Here is a 17,824-nt window from a genome sequence, read left to right as displayed (position 1 = left end):
TTTGAATGATTTTAATCCCTAAATGTTTTAAATTCAATCACGTTTTACATCTGATTTTCCCATGTTCTAATCGAAATTCTTAAGTTAAGCTGCCGACAAACTAACTTCTTTATTTAAAGTACCGGCTTCGACAGGTTCCATCAGTTCCTCTATAGCTTTAAGAACTATATCAGGAGCAGGATAGGGGATAGTATCTTTATAATACATCTCACTGACAAAGCGAACAATGGTATTTTTGCTTCTTAAATTTTCTTCCACAGAAAATGGTAAAAGCACATGTTTTGATTTCCAGGGTGTATGCTGCGGATTGGTTTGTGCATACAATACAACCAGCGGCGACTGGGTAGCGGCCGCAATATGAATGGTACTGGTGTTAACTGATACCACACATTTTGCCTTATCAATAAGCGCTATAAATTCGTCCATAGAAAAACTACCAGCCATAGAAAAAGCCTGACCACCTATACCGGACGCAATTTCATCAGCCAATATTTTTTCCGATGCCGAACCTGTAATTAACAACGGGATCCTGTATTTTTTCGTTAACAACTGTCCGGTTTTAATCCAGTAAGCAACCGGATACTTTCTTTTGTCTTCTGAAACGCCCGGATGTAATATGATCCAGGATTGTGTTGGTTCAATACCTAAATCAGACAGTTTTTTATTAATTGAAACGAGGCTTTTACTTTCATATAGCACCTTCAACAAATCGCATGAAGGAAAGGCAGCAATGTGTGCAACCAAAGCAAGGTCACGTTCTACCTGATGCTGGATAAAATCGTATGGCTCGCGGTCAGGCAACCAATCTGTTAAAAGTTCATATGGATTTTCCCTTGCATAAGATAAACGTTTGGGGATGCCCGCCATGTACGCAAGTACCGCAGAGGGTAAAGCACTCTGGCTATAAACTGTGAAAATGATGGCAGCATCGTATTTTTCTGCTCTAAGCTGTTCAGCTAATAACAGTAATTCAGCAGATATATTATTGGCATTGCTTTTCACCCAGGGTAAATCCTGTATGATTACATCATCAATATTTTCGAGATTATTTGTGATCAGACCGCCCGCTTTAGATGTAAGTAAAGTAATCCGGCAACCCAATGTTTCTTTTAATGCCCGGAAAGCAGGAGTTGTCATTATAAGGTCTCCCATGTTATCAGCCCTGATACAAAGTATATTTTTGCAATCTTTCCAGCTATCCATTTTTAACCATTGTTTTATTACGGATATAATAGGATGCGTCAAGGAAATCGTAGGCAAGATAAGTTGGAGTCCTGTCTATGTTCATTTCCCATTCCGTTTCATTTCCATTGTTAATCAGGATAGTACGGCAACCGGCCCGCGAACCTGCTTCCACATCGTTCAGTATATCACCAATCATCCAGGATTTCTTTACATCAATTTCCAGATCCCTGGCTGCCTGTAAAATCAGTCCAGGCTCAGGTTTACGGCATTTGCAACCGCTTTTTACTTCCTTTCCATTCAGTGGCTTATGCGGGCAATAGTAAAACCCGTCAATGTTGATGCCAAATTCTGCAAAGAGGTTTGTTAAATAAATGATCAGGTTTTTTAAATCATTTTCAGAAAAAAGACCCATGGCGATGCCTGGCTGATTGGAAATGATGACCAGTAAATAACCATCATGCTGCAAAGCAGAGAGCCCTCTTAAAACTCCTTTTTCGAGTTGCACTAAAGTCGGATTTATGTTGTACGGGACATCGGTTACCAATGTCCCGTCTTTATCTAAAAATATAGCTTTGCGCATTTCTGATAAAGTTATTGTACAGAATACGTTGGAGAATTATAGCGTAATCCTCTCATTTGCCGTCTTCTCAAATAACTGCTGCCCAATAGAAAAACAGATTTTTGTCGGGAAGCGAAGATAACCTGTTCGTATAAAATATGGGTTTGCCTGGCAACACAATCCCAGGTAAACATTTCATTGACTCTTTTCAGGGCATTTTTGCACAGATTCTGGTAATTCACAGGATCTGCTATTCCTTTTCTTACTGCCGAAGCGAGAGCTTCCGGATTGTGCGGTGGTACCAGAAACCCGGTATACTGGTGTTTTACACTATATTTAATTCCTCCCACATCCGAGCCGATCACCGGCGTTCCGCATGCCATAGCTTCCAGCGGCGTTATACCAAATGGCTCGTACCATGGAGTTGAGATGAAGAAATCTGCTGCCTGATAATAATATTTAAGTTCATCCCTGTCTTTACGCCCTGTAAAAATGACGGATTCCAGAACACCTTCATCTGTCGCAATTTTTCTAAGCCTTTTAAATTCTGAATCTTTTTCAAAGTCCGGGCTTTCCTTTGCACCTCCTACAATGAGCAGTTTCAAGCTGGGAATATCCTTCAATTTGCCCACAGCACGGATCACATTATCAATGCCTTTTCTGGGTACGATCCGGCCCAACTGCAGAAGCACGGTATCTTTCATGGAAAGGTTCAGCATTGTCCTTGCATTTTGTTTGGATGAAGGATAAAATTCATTTGAGCTGAAACCGCAAGGGAATGACCGTTATTTTTTTAGGATCCGCATTATAATAATCCAGCAGATCCTGTTCATCCTGAGGACATTCGGCAATGATCTGATCTGCATCGTGCACGATCATCTGTTCAATTATAAGGCGGCTCGGCGGGAAAGCATCAGATTCTTTCTGATGGATCATCCGAATTTTACCCAAGGCATGGAAAGTAATGACATAAGGAATATTTAACTGACTTTTTATTTGTGAAGCGACCCAGCCGGACATAAAAAAATTAGCATGGACCAGGTCGTATTCGAGTTGGTTTTGTTTAATATAATTGATCATACTGCTTGTAAATTCAGCCATATGACTTAATAACAATTCTTTGGGAACACTTTCGGCAGGGCCGGCTGCAACATGGATTACGCGTATATCCGGCATCCACGAAACGGTTTCTTCCAGTTGGTCAGAGTCTTTTCTGGTGTATATATCAATGCTGTAATCCTGGCGTATGAGATGTTTACAGATTTCAGCAACATAGACATTCTGGCCTCCGCTGTCAACTCCGCCAAGAACGGCCAGAGGCGAGGCATGTTCACTAATAAATGCTATTTTTTTCCTCATGATTGTGGATAGTTAAGTGAATAGCCTCCTGGAAAGTATGCTTCCAATCGCTTGTAAATCTTTGGATGTTAAACTTTTCTTTGGCTATATACTGAGCATTTTCTCCCATTTCTTTCGCCTTTAACGGGTTGTTAATGAGGTATTTCATGCTATTTATAAGATTTTCGATATTCGTATCTATAAATCCGGAGTGGCCATTCTTAATGACCGTAACATATTCAGTAGTCGCAAGTGCTACAACCGGCATTCCAGCCATCATTGCTTCGCACACAGCCAGACCAAAACTCGTGTACCTGATTGGATTGAAAAAAAAACGGTACTGACTGATGAATTCCGGTAGTACGGGATTGAGCACTTCACCCAGCCCGCCGGATTCATGTGTTCCCATTCCAACCAGATCCAGCGGAACATGTTTTCTGACTTCTTCAAAAATGTCCCAGCCGGTTATTCTTCCCCGTTGCTGGATATGGTTGATCACTACAATTCCCTTTGGAATGTGCCCCTGGTAAGAAACCCGTGGCTCGGTTACACCATGTTCAATTACCCGGATGTACGGTATATTCCGGTTCTCCCACATGAGTTTGTTAAAATGGGTTACATGCACCAACACTACCGCCGGGTCGGTCAGTATGTGAATACTGTTTGTAGGATGGGTTTCAGGCGTATTGTGCTCCACGTAAACCCTGGGAAGTCCCTTTTGCCAATCCGCAAGTATTTCGTGCTGGTCTGTTAAGAAATTCTTTTCCGATTGAAACAGAATGCAGTCAAAAGTCATATTCCTGACTTCTTCAGCGGGAACTTCAATCACATTTTTACCAAAAGGAAATGTTTGTCCGCGGCCATAATACCCTTCACTTTTTTCATGATTGACCGGAATATAAATGTCATATTCACCCTGCGATAAGTAAAATAAATAACTGCCGTGAACGTGCCATGTAAATATTTTGAGCCTTGTTTTTTCATTGCCATTGTTCATACATTTTAGTCAGATCCGTTGAGTTTTAAAAATTTACAGGGCGTGCTAAAAAACGGTGCCAGTTGGCTCTCGTTTTATCCGAATCAATGGTAGAAGCGGTTCCAAAGCGTTTATAAAAATTATATCTTCTAATTGTAGTCTAACTAGTTGGTAATGATTGGTTAATAGGGAATTAAATCTACAAATCGAGCAGATTTCAATCCTGCCAAAGACATTTTAATCGCTAAATCTGCCTTTATTTTAATCATCCTGCAGGTTATTTACAGAAGTAATACCGCTTAATAAATGATTTAGAATTCAGGATACGTCTGGCATAAAACTTTTACCCGTTGGCAAAATTTTAAACTGACCTGATTTTGTATGTATATACTCGGTATTAATGCCGCTTTTCATGATACTGCCGCTGCGCTGGTAAAAGATGGAAAAATCATTGCCGCTGCGGAAGAAGAGAGATTTACACATATTAAACATGGTAAGCGGCCTGTTCCATTTTCAGCTTACGAACTTCCTTTTCATGCCATTGACTATTGTTTGAAAACGGCCGGAATACATTTAAAAGACGTAGACAAGATTGCTTATTCCTTTGATCCCGATGGAATCCCGGATGGAATCCCCGATGGAATCCCGGATGGAATCCCGGATGGATCAAAGGATGAGATTTTGAATAATTTATCAGATGAAATTTCCATGGGGAAAAACAAAGGCCTGGTCGAAGATTATGAATATTTTCAAACCAGCCTTGAAACAAAAACAGATATTTATAATGGCTGGGACACACTTTTTTTGAATTACATCAGAAAAGCTCCTGAACAGCTCAGAGATGGTTATCCGCATCATTTGCAAAAACGGTTTGAAAATGCGGGTTCATTAACTGACAAGTGGGAATTTGTAAACCACCATATCGCGCATGCTGCAAGTGCCTATTTCCCTTCTCCTTACAATAAAGCAGCTGTAATTACTCTGGATGGCCGCGGCGAAAAAGCAACTACCGGATATTTCATTGGAGAAGGCAATAAACTTACACAATTAGCAACAGTTGAAATGCCGCACTCACTGGGCATGTTGTACGAAAAAATAACGACCTACCTGGGTTTTCTCCATTCTTCCGACGAATATAAAGTAATGGCGCTGGCGTCTTACGGAAGTCCTGTTTATGTCGGTCATTTTGATTCTGTACTGCATGCTGGAGAAAACGGGATGTATACCATTGATGATTTCGATCCGGAATTATGGTGGGGCACCGGACGTAAAAAAGATGATCCTTTTGAGCAGATTCATCATGATATAGCTCATTCGCTTCAAAAAGTACTGGAAAAAACGGTACTGAAATTAGTGGCATGGCTGCACACACAATCAGATACGGATAATCTTTGTATGGCAGGTGGTGTGGCACTGAATTGCGTCATGAATGCCGTAATCCGTGATAATGGCCCGTTTAAAAATATCTGGGTTCAGCCGGCGGCGGGCGATGCCGGAACTGCGCTTGGTGCCGCTATGTGGATTGATGTGAAGCTGAACGGAAAAACCAGTTCCGAAAAATACACCTCTCCAATGGATCATGTGTACTGGGGACCTTCTTATTCGGACGAAGAAATTGAAAAGTTTTTACTCTGGACTAAAACTCCTTATAAAAGACTTTACAATATCGCAAAAGAAACTGCCGCCATACTTGCCGAAAATAAAGTGATAGCCTGGTATCAGGGAAGAATGGAATTTGGTCCCCGATCTCTCGGCAGCCGTTCCATACTTGCGTCTCCAATTCATGCTGATATGCAGGCAAGGCTAAATGACATTAAAGACCGGGAAGATTTCAGGCCGGTAGCACCGGTAGTACTGGAAGAAGATGCTCCTGAGTGGTTTGAAGGAGCCGGAACATCACCTTTTATGCTCTTCGTTTATCCGGTTAGGCAGGAAAAAGCGGATCAGATACCGGCAGTGCGGCATATTGATGGAACAGCCCGGATTCAAACGATCAATCAACAGCAGCATCCTGTCTATTATGACCTAATCAGGGAATTTAAAGCGCTGACAGGTGTTCCGGTTTTGGTCAATACCTCATTTAATACGAGAGGTGAACCCATTGTTTGTTCTCCGAGAGATGCTGTTGAATGTTTTTGGACGTCTCCTTTTGATGCGCTGATTATCAATTCTTTTATCCTGGAAAAGTGAATAAGATGATCTGTGTTTCCGTTGTGATCCCTACCTTCAAGCGGCCAGATTTACTGACCCGTTGTTTGAAAGCTATTTATGATCAAAACTTTGATAAGCGATATTTTGAAGTAATTGTTGTTTCTGACGGACCAGACCCGGCTACTGAAAAGGTAATATTTGAAATGAGCTCTTTTGATCTGAACTTTCAGTTAAAATCTAATCATTTGCCCGAAAAAAGGGGCCTGCCGCTGCTCGAAACTTCGGCTGGAAAGATGCTGCGGGAGATCTGATAGTTTTTACCGATGATGATTGTATTCCTTCCGGAAACTGGATTGATGATTACTGGGACGCATATCAGTTGAACAGAAAAGAACGAATTAGTTTCACAGGAAAGGTAATTGTTCCGGTTCCAGAAAAACCTACGGATTATCAGAGAAATGTTTCTCAACTGGCAACTGCTGATTTTATCACAGCAAATTGTGCGTGTAGCCGCCCTGCACTTGACCTTGTTCATGGTTTTGATGAAGCGTTTCCTTCCGCCTGGCGTGAAGACTCCGCGCTGGAATTTGAACTGTTTAAACACCAGGTTCCTATTGTAAAATTAGATAATGCCAAAGTAATCCATCCCGTAAGAAAAGCGCCCTGGGGTGTAAGTATTCGGGATCAAAAGAAAAGTATGTTTAATGCATTGCTGTTTAAAAAGTACCCGGATTTTTATCGTAAAAAAATCGCCTCCCATCCGGTCTGGAGCTATTATCTTATCATTATTTTGAGTTTGGCAGCAATCATATTGTTTACATTAGGTCATCTTGCTGCGGGTTTTGTTACAATTGGAATGTGGGGTCTTTTCATTGCAAAATTTATTTATAAACGTTTAAAAGGAACTGTCATGTCGTTTTCGCATGGCATGGAAATGATTGTCACCAGTCTGTTTATTCCATATTTATCGGTCTTTTGGACATTATGTGGTGCGATCAGGTATAAAGTATTTTTCTTATGAAATTAAAACCAGAAACCGTTCGGAAAATAGCCGTGTTCAGGGCATTGCAATTGGGTGACATGCTTTGTGCTGTTCCTGCATTAAGGGCGTTGAGGGCGGCATATCCGGCTGCACATATTACACTTTTGGGGTTGCCCTGGGCGGCTTCCTTTGTAAGCAGGTTTTCAGCCTATATCGATTCATTCATTCATTTCCCGGGTTACCCCGGTTTGCCCGAACAGCCATTTAATGAAAGAGAATGGACAAATTTCAGTCAGCGGATGAAGCAGGAAAATTTTGATCTCATTCTTCAGATGCAGGGTAATGGCAGCATTGTAAATGAGATGTTACAAAATATTTCAACTGGTGTTATTGCAGGATTTCACAGTGCCGGCAATTATATGCCCGGAGATTTATTTATTCAGTACCCAGCCGGAATTTCCGAAATCCTGAGGCATTTACTTATGCTGGAAAATCTGGGAATTTCTCAAAGAGGGACTGACCTGGAATTTCCGATAACCGATACAGAAGTGAAGAATCTGGAATTGTTAAATCTGCCCGTGAAAATCAAAAATTATGTGTGTGTACATCCAGGTTCCAGAGGAAGCTGGCGACAATGGCCACCTGCCAATTTTGCCAGCCTTGCCGATCATTGTGCCGAAAATGGTTACCAGATCATTGTAACGGGTACGAGGGAAGAAGCAACTATAACGCGCCAGGTTGTGAACAGGATGAGTTATTCCCCGGTTGATCTGACAGGACAAACCGGGCTCGGAGAAATAGGACAGTTAATTAAGGACGCAGCTTTACTGATAAGTAACTGTACAGGAGTTTCGCATATAGCCGCCGCTACCAAAACGCCGAGTGTTGTAATCAGTATGGATGGTGAACCGGAGCGTTGGGCACCTTTGGATACAACGTTGCATAAAACAATAGACTGGACAAAAAACCAGGATTTTGATATGGTTTTGGAAGAAATGCAGCATCTGGTGGTTGAAGCAGAATGAGTTCAAAATACATGAGTTTAAGATCCAGATTTAGCTTGCATATGATTTTGAGAACGCACAAAAAATTTCAACATGGAATCATTTTACAAAAGACGCCAGTTTCATTACCGATCAGGCAGTGCAATGGCAGTTTTTCCCACAGTTAGTTTTTTAAGCATGGATGCAAATGAAAATCATCATTTTGCTCATTCCTCCCAATCTGATGTGAATGTTTGTTCACCAAATATAAAGCAGAGAGAAACATTATTTGAATCCGGCGATTTCAGGGAAGACCAGCCCGACCTTCCGCGCAGGAAAATATCTGATCTTTGAAAAAGCACTGGCTATTTACGATCTTTACCGTTTTGCGATTTTACAGTTTTCATACATGATCAATACAATAGCCGATAAATCCGCTTACCAATTTGAATGGATAGATGTAACTGACCCTTCCAAAGAAGAATTGCAGGAAATTGCCAATAATTATGAACTTCACAATTCCTCGGTTGAAGATTGCCTGCAGCCGGACCATCTTCCGAAACATGAAAATGTCGGTTCATATGTCTTCATAATTTTTCGCTTGCATACCGACAAAGTTGCGGACAAGGCAGATACGGTTCAGGAGCTGACCGATAAGATCGCAATTTTCATGAAGGATGATCTGATCATAACCATCCACAGGAAAGACTGGCCGCAGGTTAAGGAAATCAATGAAAATTTTATCAAACAAGGGCTTTGTAAATCCGCACATAACATTCTGAACGAAATTGTGAAAAGCGGGCTGCATACCTATGAAATCAGGGCGGACGAACTTACGCACGAGATTGAGTACTTTGAAGAAAACATGTTTCTCAAAAACAGGAAAGCATCACTTTTGGAAGGTTTGTATTATCTTAAAAGAAAGGTGGATGTAACACGCAGGATATTACTATTATCGAATGAAATCATTGAAAAAATTGATGATAAAGAACATTCCGATACATACACGCGGGATTGCAGGGATTTGTATGTGAAGCTGCATACCATTTATGATACATTGTTTGAAAATACAAATCATTTGCTCACCATTTATTTTTCAATATCATCCCAACGGACGAATGAAATCATTCGGGTACTTACAATATTTTCGGTTTTCTTCATGCCTCTCACCTTTATAGCGGGCATTTATGGGATGAATTTCGATTTTATGCCCGAACTGAGAACGAAGTTCGGATACCCGGGTGTGATGTTGCTGATGGTAGCGATTACCGGGATCATTTATACTTGGTTCAAACGCAGAGGCTGGCTTTAATTCATCAGATTAAAATAAAACGGAAGAGGATGCAATGTCTTCAAATTCCTTGATTGCCTTGTTGATCTGTTTTTGTGAAACACCGCTGTACTTTATCTGCAGAAGCGCAGCTTTTTCCTGATCCATTTTTTTTAGCTTCCAAAACTGCGGATGTAACAATCCGATAGGAGCATGAAAGTATTCTTCCCTGGGATCCTTGATAAGAACTTCAATTTTGACGCTGATTGCCGGTTCGATCGGTGAATTGTAGCCCCGGATAATGATTTTGATCATTCTGCCCGTGTCAAGCAGAAAGTTTTTTTCGTGTATCATATTTACTCTTGTTGATTGGCCAAACAAAAGTAATTATTCAAAAGATAGCAGAACTACGCTTAACAATATGTTAATAAAACTTTAATATATATTAAAATCGGGTTAAAGTTTTATAGCCACTCAGGCAGCCGTTTAATAGATAATGCGTACTCTACAATAATTACTTTTAGAGCAGATTTTCTTTCCCGGTTAATAAAAACTACTTTTGCAAATATAATTATTTCAATATTTAATCATTTTAAAAGATGATTTTAAACGTTTGTTTAAAATTAGAGTTTGAAATGATTGGAGAATTAGGTTTAGCATGCGACCTTTGTTCCATAAACAACAAAGTAGTATTGTGAAGTGTATCAATCTATCAAGTGAGGAAAAATTAAAGGAAGCAGCGAAATCTGTTTTTCTTAAAAAGGGTTTTGCGGGGACGACGGCAAGGGATATTGCTGATGCGGCAGGAATGAATATTGCACTTACTAATTATTATTTTCGCAGTAAAGAGAAACTTTTTGTTGAAATATTTAAAGACCTGTTCTCTTTATATTATACTAATACAATTAAAATCCTTGATAAGCCTATTAGTTTAAAGGAGAAAATTGTGGCAATGATCGAAGAAGATTATCATTTGATGATGCAGGAGCCGAATCTGGTGGTGTTTTTAATGAATGAGATCCACCGTGATTGCGAAAGTTTAATTCCTGAAATTTTGAAATACAAGGAACTTTTAAGCAGGAAATTGTCTGGCCAGATTGAAGAGGAAGTGAAAAAAGGGGCCATTCGCAATATAGAAGTCAGGCATTTAATGCCAATTATTTTGGGGAGTTTGCAGTTTGTTTCGGTTGGAAAAAACATGCACATGAAAATGCATAATATGACAGAAAGGGAATTCAATGATTTTACAGAACAACATAAAAATCATGTGATTGGCATGGTAACAAACTATCTTTTTGTCAGTTCCTGATGAGGCTGATAAGAATTAAACTAACAAAACAAGACATTTTAACAAAAGTAGTCGTCCGGGAACGAATATTTTAACAATTTAGCGAACTATTAAATGGTTCTCTAACATAAGACACCAGTAATCATTATGAGAAGTAGACTACATAAAAGAGTCGCTGAATTTAAAGAAGCGGCCGAAGTACGGGCAAAAGGAGTATATCCTTATTTTAGACCAATCCAGTCAGCACAGGATACCGAAGTTCTTATCGGTGGAAAGCCCGTGCTTATGTTTGGGTCGAATTCATACCTGGGGCTTACGACGCATCCTTACGTTATAGAATCTGCACAAAAAGCGCTTGAAAAATATGGCAGCGGTTGTGCAGGATCCCGTTTTTTAAATGGCACTCTTGATATTCATGAGCAGCTTGAAAACAGATTGGCAAAGTTCACCGGAAAACAATCGGCTGTACTTTTCAGTACTGGTTATCAGGCTAATCTTGGAGCTATATCCTGTCTTACCGGCAGAAATGATTATTTGATTTTAGACGAAAGAGATCATGCGTCCATCATTGATGGCAGCCGTTTGTCTTTTTCCAAAGTGATTAAGTATGCTCATAACGACATGGCTGATCTAAGGAAAAAATTAAACCTTTTGCCTGAGGATGCTGTAAAGCTGATTGTAACTGATGGTATATTCAGCATGGAAGGCGATATTACCAAGCTCCCTGAGCTGAACACAATTTCACAGGAATTTGGCGCATCTATTTTAGTGGACGATGCACACAGTCTTGGTGTAATAGGAAAATCTGGTGCCGGAACTGCTTCCCACTTTGATCTTACCGAGTCTACCGATCTTATCATGGGAACTTTCAGTAAGTCTTTTGCTTCTCTCGGCGGATTTATTGCAAGTGACGAAGAAACAATTGAATACATCAAACACCGTGCTCGCTCACTTATTTTCAGCGCGAGTATGACACCTGCCAGTGTAGGAAGTACTCTGGCTGCACTTGATATTATTGAATCTGAACCATATCATATGGAAAGGCTTTGGGCCAATACAAGATATGCAAAGGAATTACTTTTAGTAAACGGATTCGACCTGGGTGGAACTGAAAGTCCGATTCTGCCTATTTACATCAGAGATAATGACAAAACATTTATGATGACCAAACTTCTGCTGGAAGAAGGTGTCTTTGTAAATCCGGTTGTGTCACCAGCTGTACCACCATCCGAAACCCTGATACGTTTTTCATTGATGGCTACCCACACTTTCAGCCAAATAGAAGAAGCAATAGACAAAATGGCTAAAATTTACCGGGAAATCTGTCCCGAAGCAATCACAGAAAAACTATGACGCAAATCGTATCTGTAACTTCGGGTAAAGAGCTGGGCAGGTTTATTGATTTTCCACATGACCTCTACAAAGGAAATGAAAATTATGTGCCTGAGCTTTTCATTGCGCAGCGTGATATGCTCACGCCTGGCAAACACCCTTTCCATGAAAATGCCAAAATACAACTGTTTTTGACGTATAATGGGGATCGTGTTACCGGAAGGATTGCGGCTATATGGAATTTAAACCATATTAAATTCACGGGAAAAAATGACGGGTTTTTTGGATTTTTTGATTGTATAGACGATCAGGAAACCGCTGATTTATTACTGAATGCGGCAACAAACTGGGTGAAAGAGCAGGGAGCAACCAATTTGATCGGGCCGGTAAATTTGTCTACTAATGAAACCTGCGGGCTTTTAGTGGATGGATTTGATAAGCCGCCAATGGCTATGATGCCTTATAATGCACCCTATTATGAAAAACTTCTTCTGGCAAATTCATTGGTAAAACAAACAGATCTGCTGGCCTACGAAATTAATGTTAGTTCATCTAATGACCGGTCTGTCAGATTACTGGATGCTTTACAGGGCAGATTGAAACGGAGCGGAATTGTTATTAGAAAGATCAATCTGAAGGATTTTGATAATGAAGTCCGGAAAGTGCGTGAGGTCTATAATGCAGCCTGGGATAAAAACCTTGGCTTTGTTCCATTTACGGATAAGGAATTTGAATACCTGGCCAAAGACCTGAAAATGATACTGGATCCTAATTTTTGCCTGGTAGCAGAAAAGGATAATAAAATGGTAGGTTTCGTATTGGGTATTCCTGATATTAATCAGATACTGATCAAAATAAAAAGAGGCCGTTTATTGCCAACAGGTATTTTTAAACTGCTTTTAAATAAGAAAAATATTACGCGTATTAGAGTGTTAACACTTGGTGTGATAGAGGGTTACAGAAAAATGGGTATTGAAGCCTGTTTGTATGGCAGCATTATTAAAAATACATACGGCACCAAAGTAACTGGTGGAGAATGCTCGTGGATGCTGGAAGATAATTACCTGATGAACCATGCTATTGAGCAGATCAATGGCAAATTATACAAACGTTACAGGATATTTGAAAAGGCGATATGAACGAAAAGGTACTTATAACCGGAGCCAGTGGATTTATAGGCCATCATTTAGTGCAAGCGGCGCTAGAGAAAGGCTATGATGTCCATGCTGCGGTAAGGCCTTCCAGTGATATTGCGGGTTTGAAAAAGTTAGCAGCTGATTTACAGCAGACTGCGACAGGAATTTTGAATTTTGTTTATCCCGATTTTAGTTCAAAAGAATCATTACTGCCTGTATTGGAAGCTGGTAATTACAGCTACATAATTCATGCAGCAGGTGCGACAAGGGCTAAAAATACTGTTGAATATAACCGGGTAAATGCGGAATACACGCTGCATCTTGCCCAGGCATCTTTAATGGTTTCGGTACCTCTGAAGCGGTTTGTTTTTATGAGCAGCCTGGCTGCGATTGGACCGGTAGCCTATACCGCACAGGCTCCTATTACAGAAAATACAGTACCAAAACCGGTAACTTCTTATGGGAATAGTAAGTTGCTGGCAGAAAATTATCTGGCAGATTTAAAAGAACTTCCTTTGACAATTATCCGGCCGACCGCTGTTTTCGGGCCCCGGGAAAAGGACATATTTATTCTGTTTGAAACATTAAGTAAGGGACTTGATCTTTACATCGGAAGGAAACCGCAGTGGTTAAGTTTTGTTTTTGTGAAAGATCTGGTTGGGGTAACGATGTCTGCATTGCAGGAAGAAAAGAAAGGCCGCAGTATTTATAACATATCTGACGGACAGGAATATGACCGTTATGCACTGGCTAATCTTTTCAATGAATTAAGTGGTAAAAGCCCCTTTAGGCTGCACCTTCCACTTGGTTTTATCAAACTGGTTGCATCTGTACTTGAAACATTTTCCATGTTTTCAAAGACAACACCGGTGCTGAACAAGGAAAAAGTAAATGAGCTAACAGCAGCCAATTGGTACTGCAGTATTGAAGCAGCCAGAAACGGGTTGCACTATGAACCGCAATACAACCTGAGAAAAGGGCTTTCGGAAACACTGGCCTGGTATAAAGAGAATAATTGGCTTTAAGTATCTGCTTAAAACCAGGATTACGGAAATAATCATTTGTCGGATATTTTATCCCGAATGAATGTACGCCATGAAAATTAAATCACTTACGATTACGAAATGCTGAAGTCATTATACATAAGATTTGTGCTCATATTCGGTATTTCCATACTGGGATATGACGTTACGGTTGCACAAACAACAACGATAAGAGGAACAATAAAAGACGAAAAAACCGGAGAAACCCTACCATACGTAAGTGTAATTATTCCTGGCACAACCATGGGTACTTCTGCGGATATTGATGGGAAATACGCACTGACTCTGGACGGAACGAATCCGACAATCAAGTTTACCTATATTGGGTATGAAAGTATTGTGAAGCCAATAACTCCGGGAATCAGCCAGGTTATGGATATTAAAATGCGCGTGGATGCTTCTATGCTTAAAGAAGTAACCGTAAAAGGAAGGGCACGCTATCGGAACAAGGATAATCCGGCTGTACAGCTGATCCGTCAGGTGATCGAAAACAGGGATAAAAACCAGATGGCCAATAACAGTTTTGTGGAATATGAGCAGTATGAAAAAATATCTTTTGCGCTAAGTAACCTTTCCAATAATTTCAAGGAAAAGCGGATTTTCAGGAATTACCAGTTTCTTTTCCAGGATCAGGATTCAGCTGCAATCGGTGGCAAAAATATTCTGCCCGCTTACATGCAGGAAAAGCTATCTCAGATCTATTTCCGCAAAGATCCTTACACTAAAAAGCAATGGGTAAAAGCAAACAGGAGGGCAGAATTTGATACCAGATTTGTAGACAATGACGGATTGAGTTCTTATTTCAACCGGTTGTATGAAGATATAAACCTTTACAACAACGATATTTCTATTGCCACAAACCTGCTTTTAAGTCCGATCGCCAATACAGCACCTACTTTTTATAAGTTTTTTATCCGCGATACCGTCAAAACCCAGGAGCCATGGCTTGTCGAACTTGGATTTGTACCAAGAAACAAAACAGACATGCTGTTTGAGGGCAAGCTCTTTATTACACTTGACGGAAATTATGCGGTACAGAATGCATATCTGACAGTGAACAAGGATATTAATCTCAATTTCATGAGAGATCTGGAAGCACGCCTGGAATATGAGAAAAGTGAGGATGGCCGTTACCACCCGAGCAAAACCACGCTAAGTATGGAGTTTTCGCTTGGGGAAAAAAGTGCAGGACTTTATGGACAAAGGGTTGTAAATTATAAGAACTACGAAATCAACAAACCTCAGGCTGACAGTCTTTACAAAGGGCCGGCTGAACAGGCGATCTATAATCCTGATATTAAATCTGACGAAAGTTACTGGGCTGGCGCAAGGCACATTCCATTGGAAAGAGTTGAAAAAGACATTTACAGAAATGTAGATACACTTCAGACAATTCCTTCTTTTCGACGCACTATGGATATTACATCATTGTTCCTGGCAGGTTACAAATCATTCGGTATTGTGGAAGTGGGGCCAGTTAATACTTTTTACAGTTTCAATCCGATTGAAGGGTTTCGTTTACGCTTTGGTGGCCGGACTACAACGGAATTAAGCAAAAGAGTATTTTTTGAAACTTATGCTGCATACGGTTTTAAAGATGAGAAATGGAAGTATTTTTTGAGTGGCACTTATTCTTTGAACAACAAATCGGTATATCATTATCCATTGCATTATATCAAGGCCAGCTATCAGCGCGATACTAAAATACCTGGCCAGGATCTGCAATTTGTACAGGAGGATAATTTTCTTTTGTCCTTTAAAAGAGGCCAGAACAACAGATGGTTGTATAATGATGTATACCGCTTTGAGTATATGCGTGAATTCCCGAGTCATTTCTCTTATAAAATGGGCTTTACGCAATGGACACAAAAACCGGCGGGAATATTAACGTACGAAGAAACGGATCAGCAGGGAGAAAATCGTTTTATCCAGCAATTGAGTAATACAGAAGTAAATCTGGAATTAAGATTTGCCCCGAAAGAACAGTTTTACCAGGGAAAGTTATATCGTACTCCGATCATTAATAAATTTCCGATTTTCACATTCCGCTATGGAGCAGGTTTGAAAGATGTTTTCAACAGCTCACATAGTTACCACAACTTTACGGCGAACGCTTCCAAGAGAGTTTATCTTTCTCAGTATGGTTATGTCGATCTTACTTTGGAAGGTGGTTATATTATCGGAAAAAACCTGCCATTCCCATTGCTGACCATTCACCGCGCTAACCAGACTTATGCTTATCAGCTCAATTCATATAACCTGATGAACTTCCTGGAATTTGCCAGTGACCATTATGCAAGCGTTGATGTACAGTATTACCTGAACGGATTTGTATTCAATAAATTACCACTCATCAAAAAACTGAAATTACGCGAAGTTTTAAGTTTTAAAGCAGTGAGAGGCGGTTTGCGTGATGAAAATAATCCTAATAAAGGAGCTTCTGTTTTTAAATTCCCGGTGGATGAATTAGGACAGTCTGTTACTTACACGCTTGGAAAGGAGCCTTATATGGAAGGTAGTATCGGGATTGCCAATATTTTTAAAATCCTGAGGGTCGATTATGTAAAACGGTTTAATTATCTGAATAATCCGAACATCTCCAAGTGGGGAATTAGGGCAAGGTTCAGATTAGATTTTTAAACAAAAGAGTTAGCCTGAAAGGCTTGCATATCTCAGCCCAGGGCATCGCCCTGTGGGAATTGACGGGAATCAACGGGAATTGACGGGAATCAACGGGAATCAACGGGAATTGACGGGAATTAACCGGAATATGCAGAAATTACGAAACCCCGGCGTGATCCGGGATGAACACAAACACCATGAATTACGCAATAATAGCAGCAGGAGAAGGTTCACGTTTGGCAAAGGAAGGATTTCCTTTACCAAAACCGATGGTAAGCCTGCATGGAAAAATGTTGATTGATCGTCTGATCAGTGTTTTTATGAATAATAATTCAGATAGCATACATATTATTATCAATGAAGATTCTGAAAAACTGGATGATCATTTGTCCGTAACGAATTATTCTTTTCCTATTGATCTTGTACGCAAGTCTACTCCAAGTTCATTGCACAGTTTTTATGAGCTATTGAAAACGATCCCGAATGTAGATTCAATTTGTTTAACTACAACGGATACTGTTTTTAGGGAAGCTGAATTTCAGGCTTACATTAATGAGTTTGAAAACAACAAAGAAATTGATGGTTTGATGGCGGTTACTTCTTTTGTCGATGACGAAAGCCCATTGTTTGTTGCCGCAGACCAGGATTTAAATATCACGGCATTTACTGATAATAACACAACAAAAACGCCATTTATTTCGGGAGGTATTTACTGCCTGCGTGGAAAAGCACTGGCTGTTGTAGCCGAATCCATAGCAAACGGCACCAACCGGATGCGTAATTTTCAGCGTAATATGTTAAGCAGCGGAGTAAAATTAAAAGCATACCCGTTTTCTAAAATTGTGGATGTGGACCATGTGGCTGATATTCAAACGGCAGAATTATTTTTAATGGAAGAATACGAAATTTAAATCGGAAGGCACTAAGTAAAATAGAATTGACACAGATTAAAGAAGCTG

17 protein-coding genes and 1 pseudogene are annotated in these 17,824 nt (G+C 40.1%); 12 read left to right on the top strand and 6 right to left on the bottom strand.

Annotated features, from left to right (window positions below):
* Positions 1-84: 84 nt before the first annotated feature.
* The 5 genes from KZC02_RS05760 to KZC02_RS05740 are packed head-to-tail and all read right to left on the bottom strand — an operon-like array spanning position 85 to position 4,079.
* Complete coding sequence (locus tag KZC02_RS05760; protein WP_221393237.1) at positions 85-1,203, bottom strand: glycosyltransferase family 9 protein; 1,119 nt, start codon at positions 1,201-1,203, stop codon at positions 85-87.
* Positions 1,196-1,765 (bottom strand): HAD-IIIA family hydrolase, encoded by a 570-nt coding sequence (locus KZC02_RS05755; RefSeq protein ID WP_221393236.1) that lies wholly within the window; start codon positions 1,763-1,765, stop codon positions 1,196-1,198. The genes KZC02_RS05760 and KZC02_RS05755 overlap by 8 nt, the downstream gene beginning before the upstream one ends.
* A gap of 11 nt (positions 1,766-1,776) precedes the next feature.
* Positions 1,777-2,448 carry a glycosyltransferase gene (locus tag KZC02_RS05750; RefSeq protein ID WP_221393235.1) on the bottom strand — a complete coding sequence of 224 codons (672 nt, stop codon included), beginning with the start codon at positions 2,446-2,448 and terminating at the stop codon, positions 1,777-1,779.
* Between the two features lie 49 nt (positions 2,449-2,497).
* Entirely contained in the window at positions 2,498-3,103 is a 606-nt protein-coding gene (locus tag KZC02_RS05745; RefSeq protein ID WP_221393234.1) for a glycosyltransferase, read from the bottom strand.
* A complete protein-coding gene (locus KZC02_RS05740) occupies positions 3,078-4,079 on the bottom strand; it encodes a glycosyltransferase family 4 protein (RefSeq protein WP_221393233.1) in 1,002 nt (333 codons plus the stop codon). Before KZC02_RS05740 ends, KZC02_RS05745 begins: the two co-directional genes overlap by 26 nt.
* 360 nt (positions 4,080-4,439) lie before the next feature.
* Here KZC02_RS05740 and KZC02_RS05735 point away from each other — a divergent pair, with 360 nt between their 5' ends.
* The 6 genes and pseudogenes from KZC02_RS05735 to KZC02_RS05710 all read left to right on the top strand — a co-directional run bounded on the left by KZC02_RS05735 (position 4,440) and on the right by KZC02_RS05710 (position 9,486).
* Positions 4,440-6,248 carry a carbamoyltransferase C-terminal domain-containing protein gene (locus KZC02_RS05735; protein ID WP_221393232.1) on the top strand — a complete coding sequence of 603 codons (1,809 nt, stop codon included), beginning with the start codon at positions 4,440-4,442 and terminating at the stop codon, positions 6,246-6,248.
* 5 nt (positions 6,249-6,253) lie between these two features.
* Positions 6,254-6,534 (top strand): annotated as a pseudogene (locus KZC02_RS05730) (glycosyltransferase); the annotation flags it as partial.
* Between the two features lie 54 nt (positions 6,535-6,588).
* Positions 6,589-7,230 carry a glycosyltransferase family 2 protein gene (locus KZC02_RS05725; protein WP_229254458.1) on the top strand — a complete coding sequence of 214 codons (642 nt, stop codon included), beginning with the start codon at positions 6,589-6,591 and terminating at the stop codon, positions 7,228-7,230.
* Positions 7,227-8,216: a glycosyltransferase family 9 protein gene (locus tag KZC02_RS05720; RefSeq protein WP_221393230.1), complete on the top strand. Its 990-nt coding sequence runs from the start codon at positions 7,227-7,229 to the stop codon at positions 8,214-8,216. Before KZC02_RS05725 ends, KZC02_RS05720 begins: the two co-directional genes overlap by 4 nt.
* Before the next feature lie 72 nt (positions 8,217-8,288).
* Positions 8,289-8,528: a hypothetical protein gene (locus tag KZC02_RS05715; protein WP_221393229.1), complete on the top strand. Its 240-nt coding sequence runs from the start codon at positions 8,289-8,291 to the stop codon at positions 8,526-8,528.
* A complete protein-coding gene (locus KZC02_RS05710) occupies positions 8,464-9,486 on the top strand; it encodes a CorA family divalent cation transporter (RefSeq protein ID WP_229254007.1) in 1,023 nt (340 codons plus the stop codon). The genes KZC02_RS05715 and KZC02_RS05710 overlap by 65 nt, the downstream gene beginning before the upstream one ends.
* A 9-nt stretch (positions 9,487-9,495) precedes the next feature.
* On the opposite strand, the gene KZC02_RS05705 is transcribed toward KZC02_RS05710, so the two are convergent.
* Positions 9,496-9,798: a hypothetical protein gene (locus tag KZC02_RS05705; protein WP_221393228.1), complete on the bottom strand. Its 303-nt coding sequence runs from the start codon at positions 9,796-9,798 to the stop codon at positions 9,496-9,498.
* A gap of 340 nt (positions 9,799-10,138) precedes the next feature.
* Between KZC02_RS05705 and KZC02_RS05700 the strand changes: the two genes are divergently transcribed.
* From KZC02_RS05700 to KZC02_RS05675, 6 genes are all read left to right on the top strand, one after another.
* Positions 10,139-10,753, top strand: coding sequence for a TetR/AcrR family transcriptional regulator (locus KZC02_RS05700; protein WP_229254006.1), 615 nt, complete (start codon positions 10,139-10,141; stop codon positions 10,751-10,753).
* 126 nt (positions 10,754-10,879) lie between these two features.
* Positions 10,880-12,085 carry a serine palmitoyltransferase gene (spt, locus tag KZC02_RS05695; protein WP_221393226.1) on the top strand — a complete coding sequence of 402 codons (1,206 nt, stop codon included), beginning with the start codon at positions 10,880-10,882 and terminating at the stop codon, positions 12,083-12,085.
* Positions 12,082-13,203: a hypothetical protein gene (locus tag KZC02_RS05690; protein ID WP_221393225.1), complete on the top strand. Its 1,122-nt coding sequence runs from the start codon at positions 12,082-12,084 to the stop codon at positions 13,201-13,203. The genes spt and KZC02_RS05690 overlap by 4 nt, the downstream gene beginning before the upstream one ends.
* Positions 13,200-14,225 (top strand): NAD(P)-dependent oxidoreductase, encoded by a 1,026-nt coding sequence (locus tag KZC02_RS05685; protein WP_221393224.1) that lies wholly within the window; start codon positions 13,200-13,202, stop codon positions 14,223-14,225. The genes KZC02_RS05690 and KZC02_RS05685 overlap by 4 nt, the downstream gene beginning before the upstream one ends.
* A gap of 99 nt (positions 14,226-14,324) precedes the next feature.
* Entirely contained in the window at positions 14,325-16,883 is a 2,559-nt protein-coding gene (locus tag KZC02_RS05680; RefSeq protein WP_221393223.1) for a DUF5686 and carboxypeptidase-like regulatory domain-containing protein, read from the top strand.
* A gap of 179 nt (positions 16,884-17,062) precedes the next feature.
* Positions 17,063-17,776: a sugar phosphate nucleotidyltransferase gene (locus KZC02_RS05675; protein ID WP_221393222.1), complete on the top strand. Its 714-nt coding sequence runs from the start codon at positions 17,063-17,065 to the stop codon at positions 17,774-17,776.
* The last annotated feature ends 48 nt before the right edge of the window (positions 17,777-17,824 follow it).

This window comes from Dyadobacter sp. NIV53 (assembly GCF_019711195.1).
Lineage (GTDB): Bacteria > Bacteroidota > Bacteroidia > Cytophagales > Spirosomataceae > Dyadobacter.
Note: the sequence above shows the minus strand (reverse complement) of the source record. Positions and strands in the feature narration are given on the sequence as shown.

What these genes read in the sequence shown, in the direction of transcription:
- KZC02_RS05715 (WP_221393229.1), top strand. Translation starts at nt 8,289, where the DNA reads ATGGAATCATTTTACAAAAGACGCCAGTTTCATTACCGATCAGGCAGT.
- KZC02_RS05755 (WP_221393236.1), bottom strand. Translation starts at nt 1,765, where the DNA reads ATGCGCAAAGCTATATTTTTAGATAAAGACGGGACATTGGTAACCGAT.
- KZC02_RS05750 (WP_221393235.1), bottom strand. Translation starts at nt 2,448, where the DNA reads ATGAAAGATACCGTGCTTCTGCAGTTGGGCCGGATCGTACCCAGAAAA.
- KZC02_RS05760 (WP_221393237.1), bottom strand. Translation starts at nt 1,203, where the DNA reads ATGGATAGCTGGAAAGATTGCAAAAATATACTTTGTATCAGGGCTGAT.
- KZC02_RS05675 (WP_221393222.1), top strand. Translation starts at nt 17,063, where the DNA reads ATGAATTACGCAATAATAGCAGCAGGAGAAGGTTCACGTTTGGCAAAG.
- KZC02_RS05720 (WP_221393230.1), top strand. Translation starts at nt 7,227, where the DNA reads ATGAAATTAAAACCAGAAACCGTTCGGAAAATAGCCGTGTTCAGGGCA.
- KZC02_RS05690 (WP_221393225.1), top strand. Translation starts at nt 12,082, where the DNA reads ATGACGCAAATCGTATCTGTAACTTCGGGTAAAGAGCTGGGCAGGTTT.
- KZC02_RS05680 (WP_221393223.1), top strand. Translation starts at nt 14,325, where the DNA reads ATGCTGAAGTCATTATACATAAGATTTGTGCTCATATTCGGTATTTCC.
- KZC02_RS05685 (WP_221393224.1), top strand. Translation starts at nt 13,200, where the DNA reads ATGAACGAAAAGGTACTTATAACCGGAGCCAGTGGATTTATAGGCCAT.
- KZC02_RS05745 (WP_221393234.1), bottom strand. Translation starts at nt 3,103, where the DNA reads ATGAGGAAAAAAATAGCATTTATTAGTGAACATGCCTCGCCTCTGGCC.
- KZC02_RS05735 (WP_221393232.1), top strand. Translation starts at nt 4,440, where the DNA reads ATGTATATACTCGGTATTAATGCCGCTTTTCATGATACTGCCGCTGCG.
- KZC02_RS05740 (WP_221393233.1), bottom strand. Translation starts at nt 4,079, where the DNA reads ATGAACAATGGCAATGAAAAAACAAGGCTCAAAATATTTACATGGCAC.
- KZC02_RS05705 (WP_221393228.1), bottom strand. Translation starts at nt 9,798, where the DNA reads ATGATACACGAAAAAAACTTTCTGCTTGACACGGGCAGAATGATCAAA.
- spt (WP_221393226.1), top strand. Translation starts at nt 10,880, where the DNA reads ATGAGAAGTAGACTACATAAAAGAGTCGCTGAATTTAAAGAAGCGGCC.